Annotated in this window: 12 protein-coding genes; 9 read left to right on the top strand and 3 right to left on the bottom strand. The window is 63.1% G+C overall.

The window, feature by feature from the left end:
- Positions 1-27: 27 nt before the first annotated feature.
- The 7 genes from ndk to BM177_RS10685 all read left to right on the top strand — a co-directional run bounded on the left by ndk (position 28) and on the right by BM177_RS10685 (position 7614).
- A complete protein-coding gene (gene ndk / locus BM177_RS10715; RefSeq protein ID WP_091682048.1) occupies positions 28-450 on the top strand; it encodes a nucleoside-diphosphate kinase in 423 nt (140 codons plus the stop codon).
- A 149-nt stretch (positions 451-599) separates the two neighbouring features.
- Positions 600-1310 (top strand): ribose-5-phosphate isomerase RpiA, encoded by a 711-nt coding sequence (gene rpiA, locus BM177_RS10710; RefSeq protein WP_091682045.1) that lies wholly within the window; start codon positions 600-602, stop codon positions 1308-1310.
- Positions 1311-1384: 74 nt separating this feature from the next.
- On the top strand, positions 1385-1930 hold the full coding sequence (locus BM177_RS10705) for a DUF2059 domain-containing protein (RefSeq protein ID WP_244532256.1): 546 nt from the start codon (positions 1385-1387) through the stop codon (positions 1928-1930).
- Positions 1931-2126: 196 nt separating this feature from the next.
- Positions 2127-3548 (top strand): glutathione-disulfide reductase, encoded by a 1422-nt coding sequence (gene gor / locus BM177_RS10700; RefSeq protein ID WP_091682241.1) that lies wholly within the window; start codon positions 2127-2129, stop codon positions 3546-3548.
- A 101-nt stretch (positions 3549-3649) separates the two neighbouring features.
- Positions 3650-5038: a class II 3-deoxy-7-phosphoheptulonate synthase gene (locus BM177_RS10695; protein WP_091682042.1), complete on the top strand. Its 1389-nt coding sequence runs from the start codon at positions 3650-3652 to the stop codon at positions 5036-5038.
- A 21-nt stretch (positions 5039-5059) separates the two neighbouring features.
- Complete coding sequence (locus tag BM177_RS10690; RefSeq protein WP_091682040.1) at positions 5060-5848, top strand: DODA-type extradiol aromatic ring-opening family dioxygenase; 789 nt, start codon at positions 5060-5062, stop codon at positions 5846-5848.
- Positions 5845-7614, top strand: a complete 1770-nt coding sequence (locus tag BM177_RS10685) for an NAD+ synthase (protein WP_091682037.1) — start codon at positions 5845-5847, stop codon at positions 7612-7614. Before BM177_RS10690 ends, BM177_RS10685 begins: the two co-directional genes overlap by 4 nt.
- A gap of 281 nt (positions 7615-7895) precedes the next feature.
- Here BM177_RS10685 and chrA read toward each other — a convergent pair whose 3' ends face one another.
- The gene (gene chrA / locus BM177_RS10680) at positions 7896-9290 is read right to left on the bottom strand and encodes a chromate efflux transporter (RefSeq protein ID WP_091682034.1); all 1395 of its coding nucleotides are present in this window, start codon (positions 9288-9290) and stop codon (positions 7896-7898) included.
- 378 nt (positions 9291-9668) lie between these two features.
- Here chrA and BM177_RS10675 point away from each other — a divergent pair, with 378 nt between their 5' ends.
- Positions 9669-11039: a glutamate--tRNA ligase gene (locus BM177_RS10675; protein ID WP_091682240.1), complete on the top strand. Its 1371-nt coding sequence runs from the start codon at positions 9669-9671 to the stop codon at positions 11037-11039.
- Here the strand turns inward: BM177_RS10675 and BM177_RS10670 are convergent.
- Entirely contained in the window at positions 11002-12159 is a 1158-nt protein-coding gene (locus BM177_RS10670) for a DUF2865 domain-containing protein (RefSeq protein ID WP_175492570.1), read from the bottom strand. The two genes, BM177_RS10675 and BM177_RS10670, sit on opposite strands and share 38 nt — an antisense overlap.
- Positions 12160-12343: 184 nt before the next feature.
- On the opposite strand from BM177_RS10670, the gene BM177_RS10665 reads away from it, so the two are divergent.
- Positions 12344-12892 (top strand): CreA family protein, encoded by a 549-nt coding sequence (locus BM177_RS10665; protein WP_091682239.1) that lies wholly within the window; start codon positions 12344-12346, stop codon positions 12890-12892.
- A gap of 149 nt (positions 12893-13041) precedes the next feature.
- Here the strand turns inward: BM177_RS10665 and BM177_RS10660 are convergent, their stop codons facing one another.
- The gene (locus BM177_RS10660; RefSeq protein ID WP_091682029.1) at positions 13042-13437 is read right to left on the bottom strand and encodes a hypothetical protein; all 396 of its coding nucleotides are present in this window, start codon (positions 13435-13437) and stop codon (positions 13042-13044) included.
- Between the last annotated feature and the right edge of the window lie 112 nt (positions 13438-13549).

Genomic DNA, 13549 nt, shown 5'->3' with positions numbered 1-13549 from the left:
AAATTTTGACCCATCCGAAGGAACACCATGGCCATCGAACGCACCTTCTCCATCCTGAAGCCCGACGCGACCCGGCGCAATCTGACGGGGGCCATCAACGCCCTGATCGAGAAGGCGGGCTTGCGGATCGTGGCGCAGAAGCGCGTGCAGATGACCCGCGCGCAGGCCGAGACCTTCTACGCGGTGCACAAGGAGCGGCCCTTTTTCGGCGAACTCGTCGGGACGATGATTGCCGGCCCCGTGGTCGTTCAGGTTCTCGAAGGCGAAGACGCGATCAAGACCTATCGCGGCGTGCTTGGCGCGACCGATCCCGCCAAGGCCGATCCCGGAACGATCCGCAAGGAGCACGCGCTGTCGGTCGGGGAAAACTCGGCGCATGGGTCGGATGCGCTCGACACCGCCGCGATCGAGATCGCTCAATGGTTTTCCGGCAACGAGATCGTCGGATAATCAATTGGAGCAACGGCCTTTGAAAAGGCAAAACTAACAAATCCTTGGCTTGTGTTATTAAACTAAAACATGAGCCATGGACGCGCGTGCGGGGTAGGCTGAAAACAACCCTGCGGCGAAAATGCCTTTAAAGACAATCGAACGCTGAAATGCCCGCTCTCAATCCCGATGACGCCAAACGTCTCGCCGCCGCGACGGCGCTCGATCTTGTGTCGTCCGGGATGCGGCTTGGCCTTGGCACCGGATCGACGGCGGCGCATTTCGTCAGTCTGCTGGGCGAACGCGTCGCGGCCGGCCTCGACGTGCTTTGCGTCCCGACATCGGAGCGCACGCGGATCCAGGCGGAGGAATTGTCGATTCCGCTTTCGACGCTCGACGAAACGCCAGAACTCGATCTGACGGTCGACGGGGCCGACGAGTTCGACGCGAATTTGCGTCTGATCAAGGGCGGCGGCGGCGCGCTGCTGCGCGAAAAGATCGTCGCGACGGCGTCCCGGCGCATGGTCGTCATCACCGATTCCTCGAAGTTCGTCGAAACGCTCGGAAAATTTCCGCTGCCGGTGGAAGTCAATCTGTTCGGGATCGAGGCGACGCGCCGCATGATTGCGAGGGCCGCCGCCGGCTGCGGCTGCTCGGGCGAAATCAGATTGCGCCAGGGCGCTGACGCTGAGCCCTATCTGACGGACAACGGCCATTATCTTTTCGATTGCCGGTTCGGCTCCATTATCGATCCGAATGGCCTGGCGCTCGCCCTCCGCGCTGTGCCGGGGGTCGTCGAACACGGGCTTTTCATCGGGATCGCCGCGGCGGTGATCAGCGCGGGGCCCTCGGGGGTCGATGTTTTCGGCCGGCTCGATTGAGGCGCGCGCCGGTTGCGCGCGGGGCGGCCGCGCCCTAAACGAAACCGCAGGCATCGCCGCAATCGGAGGTTCACGTGCGCATCAGTCTCAAACAACGCGGCGGAATGTTGGCGCTTGGCGCCGCGCTGGCGGCCGCCTGTCTCGCGGCGGCTCCCGCCCGCGCGCAGCAACCGGCGCCCGCAGCCGCTCCCTCTGCCCCGGCAAGCGCGGCGGCGCTGTCGGCCGCCCGCGGGCTTGTCGTCGCCTCGGGCATGGCCCGCTCGTTCAGCGTCATCATACCGCAATATATGGATCAGATCGGAACCTCGCTGACCCAGACCCGGCCCGAACTGATTCGCGACCTCAATGAAGTCCTGACCCGGCTTCAGCCGGAATTCGACAAACAGGCCGACGAGATGATCGGACTTGCGGCGCAGATTTACGTGAAGCAGATGAGCGAAGCGGATCTGACGGCGGCGCTGGCGTTTTTCCAGAGTCCCGCCGGAAAGCAATATGTGGCGACGCAGCCGGCTTTTCTGACGGAAGTCGTCACTGCGATGCAGGGATGGCAGAGCCGGATCTCGACCGACATGATGACCCGGGTGCGCGCCGAAATGAAGAAGAAGGGTCACGAACTCTAGAGCGCTTTCCGATCGCATGAAGTCATGCGATCGATCAGAAATCGCTCCAGAGTCAAAGGCTTGAGCATAGTCTTGTCGATTGGATTGGTTCAATCCGATCAGAATATGCTCCAGGATAAAATCATTTTATATCAATAAATTAATATATATATTTCATGTTTTGATCAAGCTTGCCTTTTCGGGCAGAGGCGTTGGCATGGCCGATTTTGATTTTGACCTCTTTGTCATCGGCGCCGGATCCGGCGGCGTGCGCGCCGCCCGCGTCGCGGCGGGTTATGGCGCGAGGACGGCCGTCGCGGAAGAATTTCGCATCGGCGGAACCTGCGTCGTACGCGGCTGCGTGCCGAAAAAGCTGATGGTCTACGCCAGCCGGTTCAAGGACGATTTCGCGGATGCGGCGGGTTTCGGCTGGAGCGTTCCCGACGCCAGCTTCGACTGGCCAAGACTCGTCGCCGCGAAGGAGAAGGAGATTTCCCGTCTTTCCGCAATCTATCGCCGCAATCTCGATTCCGCGGGCGTTCAGATGTTTGAAAGCCGGGCCGAACTGGAGGATCCCCACACGATCCGGCTCGCGGCCGACGGCCGCAGGGTCACGGCGAAAATCATTCTCGTCGCCGTCGGCGGCGCGCCGATGCTTGAGCCCGAGGTTCAGGGCCGCGAGCTTGCGATCACCTCCAACGAAATTTTCGATCTTCCGCACTTCCCCAGCGCCCTGCTGATCGTCGGGGGCGGCTACATCGCCGTGGAATTCGCCTCGATCTTTGCGCGCCTCGGCTCGAAGGTGACTCTCGCGACCCGCGGCGAAAATGTGCTGCGCGGGTTCGATGAGGATATGCGCTGCGGCGTCCGCGACGCCCTCGCCCATGCGGGGGTCAAGCTCGAATTCAACATCATGCTGAAATCCATCCGGCAAAATCCGGCGGGCGGGCTTTGCGTCAGTCTGACGCAGGGCGAGGAAATGCAGGCCGATCAGGTCCTGGTCGCAACAGGACGGCGGCCGGCGACAGGGGGGCTTGGCCTCGACAAGGCCGGGGTGGAGCTCGACCGTCTCGGCGCGATCAAGGTGGACGCCTTCTCGAAAAGCAGCGCCGACTCCGTCTACGCGGTCGGCGACGTCACCAACCGGCTCGCCCTGACGCCCGTCGCGATCCGCGAAGGTCACGCCTTCGCGGACACGGTCTTCGGCGCCAGGCCGACCGCGGTTTCGCATGTCAACGTCCCGACCAGCGTCTTCACGACGCCCGAAGTCGGGACCGTCGGCCTGACCGAGGCCGCGGCGCGCGCCGATTACGACATCGTGGACATTTATATGGCGAGCTTTCTGCCCTTGAAAGCGGCGCTCTCTGGGCGGACGGATAAAACCATTATGAAGATCGTCGTGGACGGCGCGAGCGACCGCGTTCTTGGCGTCCATATCCTTGGCGAAAGCGCGGGCGAAATGGCTCAGCTTCTGGGGATAGCGGTCAGGCTCGGCGCCAAGAAGGCCGATTTCGACGAGACGGTGGCGGTCCACCCGACCTCGGCCGAGGAACTTGTCACCATGCGCACCCGCACCGCGCGTCACCAGCGCAAGGCGATCGGGCCGGAGGGGCCGGGCGCGGCGGTGATGGCGGGGTGATCCGCGAATCAACGCGGCAATGGCCATTTACGAAAACCTCTGTATAAACGACTTTTCCGAAAGATCCTGTTGCAAGGGCGCAGCCCTGGAGTTTCAATCCGATGCCTGTTGACTGCTGGTCTCCTGCGAGTTGGAGAGCCAAACCGATCGAGCAAGCCCCGCAATATGCCGACGCCGCGGCTCTGGCCGAGGTCGAGCGCCAGCTCGCGGGGTTTCCGCCGCTCGTCTTCGCTGGCGAGGCGCGCAAGCTGAAACGCGCGCTGGCGAAAGTCGCCAATGGCGAGGCGTTTCTGCTGCAGGGAGGCGATTGCGCCGAAGCCTTCGCTGAACATTCGGCCGACAATATCCGCGATTTCTTCCGCGTGTTCCTGCAGATGTCCGTGGTCGCGACCTTCGCCGCCGCCCTGCCGGTTGTGAAGGTCGGCCGTATCGCCGGCCAGTTCGCCAAGCCGCGCTCGGCGCCGAACGAAAAAATCGGCGACCGCGAGCTGCCGAGCTATCGCGGCGACATTGTCAACGACATCGCCTTCGAACCGGAGAGCCGCGTTCCCGATCCGGCGCGCCAGCTGATGGCGTATCGTCAGTCGGCCGCGACATTGAACCTTCTGCGCGCTTTTGCGACCGGCGGCTACGCCAATCTCGAAAACGCGCATCGGTGGATGCTCGGCTTCATCAAGGACAGCCCGCAATCGGCGCGCTACCAGGAACTCGCCGACCGGATCACCGAGACGCTCGGCTTCATGCGGGCGATCGGCCTCGACCCCGAATCCCATCAGGAATTGCGCCAGACCGAGTTCTACACCTCACATGAGGCGCTTCTGCTCGGCTTCGAGGAGGCGCTGACCCGCGTTGATTCGACCACGGGCGATCATTACGCGACCTCCGGACATATGATCTGGATCGGCGACCGGACCCGTCAGCCCGGCCACGCCCACATTGAATACGCGCGCGGCGTCAAGAATCCGATCGGCCTCAAATGCGGTCCGAGCCTCAGCGGCGACGACCTGCTGCAGCTGATCGATGTGCTGAACCCCGCCAACGAGCCGGGACGTCTGACCCTGATCTGTCGCTTCGGCGCCGACAAGGCGGCGGACAAGCTCCCGGGCCTCATCCGCGCGGTGAAGAAGGAGGGCCGCAGCGTCGTCTGGTCATGCGATCCCATGCACGGCAACACGATCAAGGCGGTCAACGGCTTCAAGACCCGGCCCTTCGACAAGATCATGAGCGAGCTCCGCACCTTCTTCGCCGTGCACCAGGCCGAGGGAACCTACGCCGGCGGCGTCCACCTCGAAATGACCGGCAAGAACGTCACCGAATGCACCGGCGGCGCGCGCGCCATCACCGAGGCCGACCTGCACGATCGCTACCACACATATTGCGATCCAAGGCTCAACGCCGAACAGGCGATCGAAGTCGCGTTTCTGGTGGCCGAGCTTTTGAAAACGGAACGGATCGGCCGCGGCCGTGCGGAATTCGACGCCGCCGAATAACGGCGCAGGACTGGGCGCGACATGACTGCTTTTCCGACGCTCTTCGTCTCGCACGGGGCGCCCAATCTGATCCTGCACGATAATCCTGCGCGCGATTGTCTGGCGCGTCTCGGGGACGAGCTTGGACGCCCGCAGGCGATCCTCATCGCCTCGGCGCATTTCGAGGCGGCGACGCCCTCATTCTGCATCGATAAAAACCCAGGGATGATCTATGATTTCCAGGGGTTCGAGGATGAACTTTATAAAATAGTTTATCCAGCGCCCGGACTGCCCCAGCTCGCCGAGCTGGCGGCGTATCTGGTGGAGCAGGCCGGCATTCCATCGACGGAAATCTCCGGCCGGGGCTTTGATCACGGCGTCTGGGTTCCGCTCGCCCTGATGTATCCGGGCGCGGAGATTCCGGTCGTGCAAATGTCGGTTCAGCCCGCGCTGGGCGCCGGCCATCACGTTGCGCTCGGCCGCGCTCTCGCGGCGCTGCGAAAGCAAAACGTCCTCGTCATCGGTTCCGGCAGTCTCACCCACAATCTGCATGAAGTTCTCAACGGCGGCTACGCCTTCGACGCTCCGGCGCCGTACTGGGTCCAGGATTTCGACGACTGGGTTCTGGCGAAAGCGCAGTCGGGCGAGATCGAAGCGATCGCCGAATATCGCAATCTCGCGCCGCACGCGCGCGACAACCATCCAAGCGAGGAGCATTTCCTCCCGCTGGCTTTCGCCTTCGGCGCGGCTGGAGAAGGCGCCAGGGGTCGGCGGATCCATCATTCAGTCCAGCGGGGGGTGATGGCGATGGACGCTTATCTCTTCGAATGAGCCCGCCTGTTCGACCGCTGGAGGAAAACGCCGGCGCGCCCGCCGCCCGCCTCGTCATCGGCGTCGCGCAGATCGATTGCGTCGTTGGCGACATCGCCGGCAATCTCGCGCGCGTTCGCGCCGCGCGGGCGGAAGCCAGGGCGTTCGGCGCGGACCTCGTGATGTTTTCCGAATTGTTCCTCGCGGGCTATCCGCCGGAAGATCTCGTCTTAAAACCTGCGTTTCTGGAAGCCTGCCGCGCCGCCTGCGAGGAACTGGCGCTCGAGACCGCCGATGGCGGACCTGCGGTTCTCGTCGGACTTCCGCTTGTCGAAGATGGTCTCTGCTACAACGCCTACGCGCTTCTCGACCGGGGTCGCGTGGAGGCTGTGCGGTTCAAGGCCGATTTGCCGAATTACGGCGTTTTCGACGAAAAGCGCGTGTTCGCCGCCGGTCCCATGCCAGGGCCGATCGTGTTTCGCGGCGTTCGCATCGGCGTTCCGATCTGCGAGGACATCTGGGGGCCGGACCCTGTCGAATGCATCGCCGAGACGGGCGGCGAAATTCTTCTCGTTCCCAACGGCTCGCCGTATTGGCGGGGCAAGACGGACGAGAGATTATCGGTCGCGGTCGCGCGGGTCGTCGAGAGCCGTTTGCCGCTCGTCTATCTGAATCAGTTCGGCGGCCAGGACGAACTCGTCTTCGACGGCGCCTCGTTCGCGCTCAACGCCGACGCGTCGCTGGCGTTTCAGCTTCCGGCCTTCGCGCCGATGGTCGCCCGCACGGTCTGGGAGCGCCGCGCCATGGGCTTCGTCTGCGTCGAGGGGCCGAAGGCCGAGCTTCCGGAGGGTGATCGAGCCGACTATGCAGCCTGCGTCCTTGGCCTGCGCGATTACGTCGCGAGGAACGGCTTCCCCGGCGTGGTCATGGGGCTTTCGGGCGGAGTCGATTCCGCCCTTTGCGCCGCGATGGCGGTGGACGCCCTCGGCGCCTCGCGCGTCCATTGCATCATGCTTCCCTATCGATTCACCTCGAACGAGTCCCTTATCGACGCCGAAGCCTGCGCGAAGGCGCTCGGCGTGCGCTATGACATCCTGCCCATCGCGCCCGCCGTGGACGGGTTCGAAAAGGTGCTGGAGCCGCTGTTCAAGGGGACGGCGCCGGGGCTGACCGAAGAAAACATCCAGAGCCGCGCGCGCGGCGCGCTTTTGATGTCGGTGTCGAACAAGTTCGGCCCCATGGTGGTCACGACGGGAAACAAATCGGAAATGTCGGTCGGCTACGCCACCCTTTACGGCGACATGAATGGCGGCTTCAATCCGATCAAGGATCTCTACAAACTCCAGGTTTTTCGGCTCGGCCAATTGCGCAATGTCTGGAAGCCGGAGGGCGCGCTGGGGCCGGACGGCGAGGTGATCCCGCAAAATATTCTGGTGAAGCCGCCGACCGCCGAATTGCGCGAGAACCAGAAGGATCAGGACTCGCTGCCGCCCTATGAGGCGCTGGACCCGATCCTTGAAGGGCTGGTCGAAAAGGAAATGCGGGTGTCCGATCTCGTCGCCCAAGGCCACGATCTTGAGACTGTGAGGCGCATCGAAAAACTGTTGTATCTCGCCGAATACAAGCGCCGCCAGTCGGCCCCGGGCGTCAAGGTGACGAAAAAGAACTTCGGCCGCGACCGGCGCTATCCGATCGTCAATAAATTCCGCGATCCGTTCGGGACCGTGGCCGCGCCCTCGGGGATCGTCTGGCCGCGCGGGGGCGGAGCCGGGGAGGGCGAGGCTTAGAGCGCTTTCCGATCGCATGAAGTCATGCGATCGATCAGAAATCGCTACAGATTCAAAGGCTTGAGCATATTCTTCTCGATTGGATTGATTCACTCCAATCGGAATATGCTCGAGCGCTTTCCGATCGCATGAAGTCATGCGATCGATCAGAAACCGCTCCAGAGTCAAAGACTTGAGCATAGTCTTGTCGATGGGATTGATTCATTCCGATCGGAATATGCTTGAGCGCTTTCCGATCGCATGAAGTCCTGCGATTGATCAGGATTGCCCGTCTCCGGCGGTTAAATCAGACCAATCACATAGAAGGCGGCGCCCGCCGCGGCGGAACCGGCAAGCGTTTGCAGCAGACCGGCTTTGTAGCGGAAAATGGCGATAATCGCGCTGATCGTGAGCAGCAGAGCCCATGGATTGAGGCTCGCCGCCACCGGCCAATCAAAGGACAAGCCAAACGCCCGTATGGGAACAGTCCGACGAAAAACGGTGTGGATCGAGAACCAGATGGCGAGATTGAGGATGACGCCGACGACGGCGGCCGTGATTGCGGAGAGCGCGCCCGTCAGCGCCACGTTGCCGCGCAATTGTTCGATGTAGGGAGCGCCGACGAAAATCCAAAGGAAGCAGGGCGTAAAGGTCACCCAAGTCGCCAGTAATCCGCCCAGCGCTCCGGCCAACAAAGGTGGCAGCGCGCTTGGCTCATGATAGGCCGCCATGAAGCCCACGAATTGCAACACCATGATGAGAGGGCCGGGCGTCGTCTCCGCCATGCCGAGTCCGTCGAGCATCTCGCCCGGTTTAAGCCAGTGAAAGCTCTGGACGGCTTGCTGCGCGACATAGGCGAGGACCGCATAGGCGCCGCCGAAGGTCACGACAGCCATTTTCGAGAAGAACATTGCTATCTGCGTGAAGACGTTGGCCTCGCCCATGATAAACAGGAGCGCGGCGACGGGCGCGAGCCAGATGGCCAGCCAGATCGCTGCAACCTTGAGGGATTGGCTGAAGCGAATGCTGGAGCGGTCAATTTCGTCACTGATGAGGATCCCTTTGTCCGCCGCCCCGCTGCCTGGTCCGTGTCCGCCGCCGCTTGCGAACGCCGGATGATTGGCCCGACCACCGAAATACCCGATCATGCCTGCTGTCAGGACGATGAGGGGGAACGGTGCGTCAAAGAAGAAAATCGCGACGAAGGCGGCGGCCGCGAACGCCTGCATGGTGCGGTTCCCGAGCGCCCTCTTTCCAAGCCGAGTCACCGCTTGCAGTACGATTGCAAGAACGGCCGCTTTCAGGCCAAAAAAGAGAGCCGCCACGATCTCGATATTGCCGAACGCGGCGTAAATCATGCTGAGCGCCATGATCGCGACGACGCCCGGGAGGATAAACAGCCCTCCGGCCATGATCCCGCCGGGCGTCTTGTGCACCAGCCAGCCGATATAGGTCGCGAGTTGCTGCGCCTCTGGGCCGGGCAGCAGCATGCAATAATTGAGGGCGTGGAGGAACCGGCCCTCGGAAACCCATTTCTTCTCTTCCACCAAGATACGATGCATCATCGAGATCTGGCCGGCCGGGCCGCCAAAGCTCAAAAGTGCGACACGCAGCCAGACACGAAACGCCTCGCTGAACGAGACTGCGCGGTCGGCCTGAAGTTTGGCGTTCGGAGATGTCGGAGAACAAGCGGACATGCGGCGCCCCTGGCCGAAATAAGCTGGACGCGATGCTTGGGCGAGCCGCCTGGAAGGGGAGATCGCAATCCCCGGGAAGGAGCTAGATACGCGCCGGTGAGAGCTGTCAATCGATATTGAGGAACCCTATCCGGCGGCTTCGCGGGGCGGCGCGCAGGCCGAATTTGGGGTGGCGACGACGCCGAGCGCGCCACGGTCTTGCTCCGATCATCCCAATACAGATACTGAGACAGTCCATGCTTCGTCAGAAATCACCCACGTATCGGCGACGTTGCGATGCGCCGGCGGAGCGGGGGCGTCACTGGCGACATTTAAATAATCTCCATGCTTGATGAACCCCCCGACGCTCCGTCCGCCGTTACAAGATCAGGAAAAGTGATGCCGCATCCCGTTCTTCGCTTCGCGCCTTCGCCGACCGGCCGCATTCACATCGGCAATGCGCGGACCGCTTTGCTGAACTATCTCTACGCGAAGAAGCATCATGGCGAATTCATCCTTCGCTTCGACGACACAGATCTCGAGCGCTCGAAGGAGGAATACGCCCAGGCCATCGAGGTCGATCTCGCCTGGCTCGGGATCAAGCCGGATCTCATCACGCGGCAATCGCAGCGGTTCGCGCTCTATCATCGCGCCGCGGAGCGCCTGCGCGATTGCGGGCGGCTCTACCCGTGCTACGAGAGCGCGGCCGAACTCGAGCGCAAGCGCAAGCGCCAGCAGGCGCGCGGCCTGCCGCCTGTGTATGATCGCGCCAGTCTCGATCTCACCGATGAGGACAAGGCCCGCTACGAGGCCGAGGGCCGCAAGCCGCATTGGCGGTTCAAGCTCGACTGGAAGGTCGTGCGCTGGAGCGACCTCGTCCGCGGCGAGAGCCATTACGACTGCAGTTCGCTCTCGGACCCCGTACTGCTGCGCGAGGACGGCACGTATCTGTACACGCTTCCCTCGGTCGTCGACGACATGGACATGAAGGTCAGCCTGATCATTCGCGGCGAGGACCATGTCACGAACACCGCCGTTCAGATCCAGCTTTTGGAGACCCTTGCGGGGGAAACCGGGCGCGACGCCGTTCCGGCTTTCGCGCACCACAACCTTCTGTCGTCGATCGACGGCGAAGGCCTGTCGAAACGCACCGGTGCCTTGTCGATTGGCGGTTTGAGGGATCAGGGCATCGAATCCCTGGCGGTTGCGGCCGCCGCCGTCCTGATCGGAACCTCTGTGGCGCTGCATCCAGTCGCCAGCCTCGATGATCTCGTGAGCTCGCTGGACCTCGGCCTGATTTCACGCACCCCTACGCGGTTCGATCCGGCCGAACTCGAAGGATTGTCGGCGCGCACGCTGCACGGGCTCGCTTTCGAGGCGGTGCGGGAGCGGCTCGCGGCGCATGATATCGCCGGGCGCAAGGCGAATCCTTTCTGGCTCGCGGTGCGCGGAAATCTCGTTGTATTTCTGGATGTTGTGGAGTGGTGGCGGGTCGTCGACGGCGACCTCGCCGTCGCGCCGCACGAGGATCTCGATCCGGATTTCCTGCGCGCGGCCCTCGAAAGTCTGCCGGACGAGCCCTGGGACGAGACGACCTGGGCGGCCTGGACGAAAAGCTTGAAGGAAACCACAGGCCGCAAGGGCAGGGCTTTGTTCCATCCCCTTCGCCTTGCCTTGACGGGAAAGGAAAAGGGCCCGGAACTGGCGGCGCTGCTGCCTCTCATCGGCAGGATCAAAGCGGCGGCCCGACTTTCCGGACATCGCGCCTGACGCCCTCGGTATCGGCGCTGTCTCCGCCGCCCTCCGGCGTCTCGTTGAGGCCCGGGGCGGAGGCGGTTTCGCTGGTCGAGCCCGGCTTGGCCTGAGGCACATTGCGGGTTTGCGGTTTGACGCCCCTGCCTGAGGCGGCTGGCGCAGAAGGGCCGCTTGACGAAGGTCTTGGGGCCGATAGCTCGTTCGCTTTCTGCTCGTTGACCAGAATGTCCCCTTTGCGCTCGCGTCCGAGCAGACGCTCAGCGCCGGCGAGGGCCTGGGCCCAGGACTGATCGGGCGGCTTGCAGGTGCAGGCGGCGTCGAAGCTGGTGCGGAACTTCAGCGCATTCGGCAGATCCGAATAGGCGGCGCCTTCCCCGAGCGAGGCGGCGGTTTCGATCGCCGCGTTCGGCGATTTGGTGTAGACGCTGACCGGCGTGTTGGGGCAGAGCGCCTGGCAGAGCTCCTTCAACTGGTCCTCGTCGGCCGAGCGGGCCGAGATGGTGAGCGGGAAAAAGCCGCCGTCGCAAGTGCGCACGCAGACCGCCTGCGAACCGCCGCGCGGTCTGCCTTCATCCTGCTGGTCGGCCTCAAGGCCTGAGTCAGGCCCAGGGACGGGCAGTTGCGATTGTGGAGTCTGGTTGAAGCCGCCGCCAAACAGCTGTTCGAAAAAATTGCGCGGGCGCGGCGCCGCCTGGACGGGCGCCCGGCAATAAGCGTTGAATCGTGCGATGAGGCCGGCACGGGCGGCGGAATGTTCGGATTGCGCCGCCGCCTGAAACCGCCCGAGATCGGACTGCATCTGCTGGATTTGCGCATTGAGGCCCGGACAGCGCGGGGACACCGGCGTTTCGAAGAATGGAATCTGCGGCCGGTCGCAGCCAAGCGAACGGGCATAGGCGACGGCGCGGTCGAATTCGGGACGGCGGCGCTGGATTTCGGCGGCGTAACGGTTCGGCTGCGCGCCGCGGTCGAGCGCCGCGATCTGCGACTGGAGTCCGGCGCAATCCTCCGCCTGCGCCAGGGCCGCCATCTTCGGACCCCCAAGCGCGAAAACCGCGACGCCAGCAAGGAACGCGGCGCCGGAAAGAGTCAAGGACCGGAAAAGGTCACCGCGAAATCCGGTCCGTGAACGCATGAAGTGCTCCGCCTCCGCCATAGTCCGCCGAGGCCCGGGTCCGCGACGCGCGCGACTCTGCGTCTCGGGAAGCCGCCGTTTGTCATCACTTGATGGTGTTATCATGGCCGCGTTTCGGGGTATTCAGGAGCGGCCGGACTTTTTGAAGGCGGCGGCTTCCGATAATCGAGAGAAATGTTCAGCCATGGCCTCTTTGCTTCCGCGCTTTGTCCTTCTTTGGGCCTTCACGCTTTGGGCCTTCACGCTCGCGGCTTCGGTTTTCGTCGCGGGACCAGCGGCGGCGGGTCCGGACGATCCGGACCTGATTTTCCGCAAATCGACGACGTTCAATCTTGTGACCCCGAACGACAAGCTCGCGACTTACGGCATCGACGATCCTGTCGTCGAAGGCGTCGCCTGTCATTACACGGTTCCGGAGGCCGGCGGAATATCAGGCGCGTTCGGCGTCGCCGAGCAGGTGTCCGACGTCTCGCTCGCCTGCCACGAATATGCGCCGATCCGGTTCAAGGAAAAATTCGCGCAGGGCGATGTCGTTTTCCGCGAGAAGCGCTCGCTGATCTTCAAGAAAATGCAGATCATTCGCGGCTGCGACACAAAGCGCAACGTTCTCGTCTACATGGTCTATAGCGACAAATTGATCGAAGGCTCGCCAAAGAACGCGACCGCCACCGTTCCCCTGCAGCCGTGGGGCGCGGAACGGGAGCCGCAAAAATGCGCCGACTGGCTCAAATAGACCGGTTTGGCTCTTTGGGCGCTAAGAGCATATTCCGATCGGATTGAATCAATCCAATCGACAAGAATATGCTCAAGTCTATGACTCTGGAGCGAGTTCCGATCGATCGCATGACTTCATGCGATCGGAAAGCGCTCCAGGCGCGTCCTTTAATTGACCGCGTCGCCGCAGGTGACGACGTAGGAGCCGGGCGAGATGTCGGCGGGACGGAGATCGGCGAGCGCGCCCGCCATTTCGTCCGCCCGCCCGAAGGCTTTGGAGGCCGCAAGCCCGTTCGCCTCGCACCAGGCGTCGGCGACGACGAAGCCGCAGGGCCGTTTCTTGCTCAGGCAGTCCTGGAAATCGTAGCCGTCCTCCAGCGGAATGACGAGGGTGCGCAGGCCCGCCGCCCTCGCCGGCAGGCCGAAGGCGCACAGGAGGAGGACGCCGCCGAGCGCGAACATCACGAGGCGGAACAGCTGACGGCGACGCTCGCGCGCGGCGCGCTTCGCCTTGAACGTGAGACGGGCGGGCGAGGGCGCGAAATACACATAAGTGAGGGACATGGCGGTCTCGGGCGCAGGGAGCGGGCGGCGCTGCGACTATGTTGAGACGACTTGAAAAAACCGTTAATCGCCTCAATCTTTCGCTAAAGTTTGCGGAGTTTTCTCCGTAAAC

It is taken from the genome of Methylocapsa palsarum, assembly GCF_900114285.1.
Classification (GTDB): Bacteria; Pseudomonadota; Alphaproteobacteria; order Rhizobiales; family Beijerinckiaceae; genus Methylocapsa; species Methylocapsa palsarum.
This window is presented reverse-complemented; position numbering and strand designations above follow the sequence as displayed.

Bases quoted from the DNA above. Each gene is read 5' to 3' on its own strand.
- ndk (WP_091682048.1), top strand. From the start codon at position 28: ATGGCCATCGAACGCACCTTCTCCATCCTGAAGCCCGACGCGACCCGG.
- BM177_RS10695 (WP_091682042.1), top strand. From the start codon at position 3,650: ATGCCTGTTGACTGCTGGTCTCCTGCGAGTTGGAGAGCCAAACCGATC.
- rpiA (WP_091682045.1), top strand. From the start codon at position 600: ATGCCCGCTCTCAATCCCGATGACGCCAAACGTCTCGCCGCCGCGACG.
- BM177_RS10670 (WP_175492570.1), bottom strand. From the start codon at position 12,159: ATGCGTTCACGGACCGGATTTCGCGGTGACCTTTTCCGGTCCTTGACT.
- chrA (WP_091682034.1), bottom strand. From the start codon at position 9,290: ATGTCCGCTTGTTCTCCGACATCTCCGAACGCCAAACTTCAGGCCGAC.
- gor (WP_091682241.1), top strand. From the start codon at position 2,127: ATGGCCGATTTTGATTTTGACCTCTTTGTCATCGGCGCCGGATCCGGC.
- BM177_RS10685 (WP_091682037.1), top strand. From the start codon at position 5,845: ATGAGCCCGCCTGTTCGACCGCTGGAGGAAAACGCCGGCGCGCCCGCC.
- BM177_RS10690 (WP_091682040.1), top strand. From the start codon at position 5,060: ATGACTGCTTTTCCGACGCTCTTCGTCTCGCACGGGGCGCCCAATCTG.
- BM177_RS10665 (WP_091682239.1), top strand. From the start codon at position 12,344: ATGGCCTCTTTGCTTCCGCGCTTTGTCCTTCTTTGGGCCTTCACGCTT.
- BM177_RS10660 (WP_091682029.1), bottom strand. From the start codon at position 13,437: ATGTCCCTCACTTATGTGTATTTCGCGCCCTCGCCCGCCCGTCTCACG.
- BM177_RS10675 (WP_091682240.1), top strand. From the start codon at position 9,669: ATGCCGCATCCCGTTCTTCGCTTCGCGCCTTCGCCGACCGGCCGCATT.